The 3,367-nt window shown below is 72.8% G+C and carries 3 protein-coding genes; 1 reads left to right on the forward strand and 2 read right to left on the reverse strand.

Going from position 1 to position 3,367, the window contains the following annotated elements; genetic code table 11:
- On the reverse strand, window positions 1-841 hold an 841-nt coding region (locus ACXJKL_RS17570; protein ID WP_457208301.1), incomplete at its 3' end, for an acyl-CoA dehydrogenase family protein.
- Window positions 842-1,030: 189 nt separating this feature from the next.
- Window positions 1,031-2,338: an acyl-CoA dehydrogenase family protein gene (locus ACXJKL_RS17575; RefSeq protein ID WP_457208302.1), complete on the reverse strand. Its 1,308-nt coding sequence runs from the start codon at window positions 2,336-2,338 to the stop codon at window positions 1,031-1,033.
- An 81-nt stretch (window positions 2,339-2,419) separates the two neighbouring features.
- On the opposite strand from ACXJKL_RS17575, the gene ACXJKL_RS17580 reads away from it, so the two are divergent.
- On the forward strand, window positions 2,420-3,367 hold a 948-nt coding region (locus ACXJKL_RS17580; protein WP_457208303.1), incomplete at its 3' end, for a LysR family transcriptional regulator.

The following is a 3,367-nucleotide window of genomic DNA, read 5'->3' on the forward strand; positions in this document are numbered from 1 at the left end:
GGTAGGGCCGGCTCCTGGTGAGCACGAACACGGCCGCGTCGTCGAGTGCCGCGCGGGCGATGCCGACGTCGAGCGCGGCGTGCAGCAGCTGGGCGAAGGCCCCGTAGGTCTGCGGCCCCTCGAAGGTCAGGTGGAACGGCGTGATGCGTGCGGCGTCGACCTCCACGTCGACCAGCTCGACCGCACCGCTGCCCGTGGTGCGCTGCCCCATCCCGGCCCAGTCGTCGGTGACGGTGACACCGCGAGCGTCCCGCTCCACCCACGCCACGTGCAACGGCCCCTGACCGGGGTCGATCAGGGTGTCGAGGTGCGCCAGGACGGGGATCCAGTGGGCGAAGAGCGCGCCGGTGGCGTAGCCCTTGGTGCCGTCCAGGCGCCACCGTTCACCACCGAGCGGGGTCAGCGTCGTACGGATGTCGCGGACGTGCTTGGTGCCGGTCTCGGACTGGGCGTTGCCGAAGCGCTTGCCGGCCATCACCTCGCCGAAGAAGAACTCCTGCTGCTCGGGCGTGCCCCGGTGGCGCAGGGCGTTGACGTAGACGAAGTGGCTGTGCGGGACCTGCGCGACGTTGGGGTCACCGGTGGCGAGGATCCGGAAGACCTCCGCGAGGGCGCCCGCGGGCAGGTCCGCCCCGCCGTGGGCGGCGGGGACGGTGATCGCGAGCAGGCCGGACTCGGAGAGCCGCTCGAGCTCGGCCCCCGGCAGCACACGGTGCAGGTCGCGCTCGGCCGACGTGGCGGCGAGATCGACCGCGAGCTCTCGTGCGACGACGACGGCCGCGGCGGCGGACAGGACCGGGACGGTCCCCGATGCGGGGACGACGTGGACGGCGGCGCTCATGCGACGCACTCCTTGACCAGCATGGGAACTCCTCGGCTCTAATGTCTATTAGAACTATCGACAATATGCACAGCGAAGGCAAGGCGACACCGCTCACCCCGCGCCACACGTTGGCGAGGGGGTGGCAGGCAGCGCCTCCCACCCCCTCGCGATGCCGGTGCGTAACCGGTCGGTCGGAGGGGTCCCACCTCATCCGGCGGGCGCGGGCCAGTCCTGGGAGCGACGGGTCGAGCCGATGGACCAGGCGTACGGCGGCGGGGTGCCGTTGACCAGGTGCGCGCCCACCACGCGCGACTTGAGGATGCGCGGGTTGTGCGACGCCACGGTGCGGGCGTTGCGCCAGTGCCGGTCCAGCGCCTCGGTGCGCGCGGTCGCCGAGGCCCCCAGCGCGTCGAACAGGTCGCTGGTCGCCCGCAGCACCAGGTCGGAGACCACGACCTGCGCGGCCGACGACTCCAGCTCGCCGGCCTCGACCGCCGCCGCCACCCGGTCCGGCGCAGCGGTCGCGAGGTCGGCCACGACCTGGAGGCTGCCGGCGACGCGGATCGTCGCGGCCTCGGCGGCGTACACCGCGGCACCGATGTCGCCGATCCGGGCCAGCACCTGGGCGTCGTCGCGCACCCGCGGGGCGTTGGCGTGCGAGTAGTTCCGCGTGCGCGCGCGGACCCGGTCGACCACGTCGTCGAGGGCGGCACGGCCGATGCCCACCAGGGTGGCGAGGAGGTTCAGCTGGTAGAGCGCGGCCTGGTACGGGAAGCGCTCCTCGAACGGCAGCACGTGCGCGGCGGGGACGCGCACGTTGTCAAAGGTGGTGGTGCCGCTGCCGGTGCCCTTCTGGCCGAACCCGTCCCAGTCGTCGACGACCGTCACACCGGGCACACGCGTGTCCACGACGGCGATGGCGAAGTCGTCGTCCGCCTCGTCGGGGCGGTCCGGGTTGACGATGCGGACGTAGACGTCGGCCCACTCCGCGAAGATGCTGCCGGTCGTGTAGTACTTGGTGCCGTCGAGGCGGTGGTCCCCTCCCGCCAGCCGGCGCAGCGTGGTGCGCTGCGTGTCGATGGTGGTCGAGCCGGCCTCCGACCAGGCGTTGCCGGCGATCTCGCCGGCCACGAACCGGTCGAACCACACCCGCCGGTCGCGACCTCGAGCCTGCTGCCAGAGGCAGTCCTCGGCGAGCGCGAAGTGCCCGCGGAAGGCCTGCGGAAGGTTGGCGTCGACGGCCGCGAGCTCGATCCAGAGTTGCGTGAGCTCGGGGAGCGTCGCCCCCCGACCGCCGAGCTCGCGGGGGATCCGCACGGCACCGAACCCCGCCTCCTTGAGCAGCCGCACCGCGTCGACGGGCAGTGCGCCGTCCAGCTCGCGCTGGAGGGCCCCGGCCCGGATCTCGTCGAGGAGGGGCGCCCACTCCTCGCGCAGGTGCGCCAGCAGCGGGGTGTCGTGGGCCGGTCGCCCGACGGCGTTGTGGGCCTCGGGACGCGAGTCGAGCGTGGTCATGGGATGGCTCCAAGTATTACTAGTGGTTTACTAGACTTTAGCCCATCGCCACCCTCGTCACCACCCAACAGGAGCAGCCGGATGCGCATCGAGCAGCTGGAGTACGTCGCGGCCGTCACCACCCACGGCTCGCTGCGCCGCGCGAGCGAGGCGCTGCACATCTCGCAACCGGCACTGAGCGAGGCGGTGACCAAGCTCGAGCGCGAGCTCGGCCTCACCCTGCTCGACCGGCGGCGCTCGGGCTCGCGGATCAGTCGGGAGGGCATGGACCTGCTCCAGCACATGACCGAGGTGCTGGAGTCGGTGGACCGGTTGCGCGAGGCCGCCGGCGACCAGGCCGTGCGCGCTCGCGAGCTGAGGATCGGGACCGTCAGCACCGCGAGCTCGACCCTGCTGATCCCCGCCCTGCGGGACCTGCACGCGCGCCACGGGTCCGCCGGCGCCGAGGTCGTCAACGCCCAGCAGGCCGAGATCCATCAGCGCCTCGCCGAGGGCACCCTCGACCTCGGCCTGGTCAACGTGCTGCCCGGGGACGACGTGCCCGCCGGGCTGGTGGCGGGCGAGCTCATCCACGGCCGGCCCGTGGCCTGCGTGCGGACCGACCACCCGCTCGCCGCGCTCGACGAGCTGACCGTGGAGCACCTGCGGGCCGAGCCCTTCGTGGGGATGCGCCCGGGATACGTGATGCACCGCTACGCACACCGCCTCTTCGACGGCAGGCCGCCCGCGACGACGTACTCCACGGACGGGGCCGAGGTGGGCAAGGCGATGGTGGCCGAGGGACTGGGCATCGCGATCCTTCCCGACTTCTCGATCTCGGCCGACCCGCTCGTGACGGCCGGGGTGATCACCACCCGACCCATCCGCGGCGGCAGCACGACCGTCTCGCTGCTCATGCTCCGCCGCCGCGCCGACCACGTCCCCGCACCGCTGCGCGACCTCCAGGTGGCGCTGCTGCGGCACGCCGGCAGCTATCGGGGGGCGACAGGTGGAGCCGACACGCCCCTCGGCAGAACCACGCAGGAAGAC

The sequence above is a fragment of the Nocardioides sp. P5_C9_2 genome (assembly GCF_054049555.1).

Bases quoted from the DNA above. Each gene is read 5' to 3' on its own strand.
- ACXJKL_RS17575 (WP_457208302.1), bottom strand. From the start codon at position 2,338: ATGACCACGCTCGACTCGCGTCCCGAGGCCCACAACGCCGTCGGGCGA.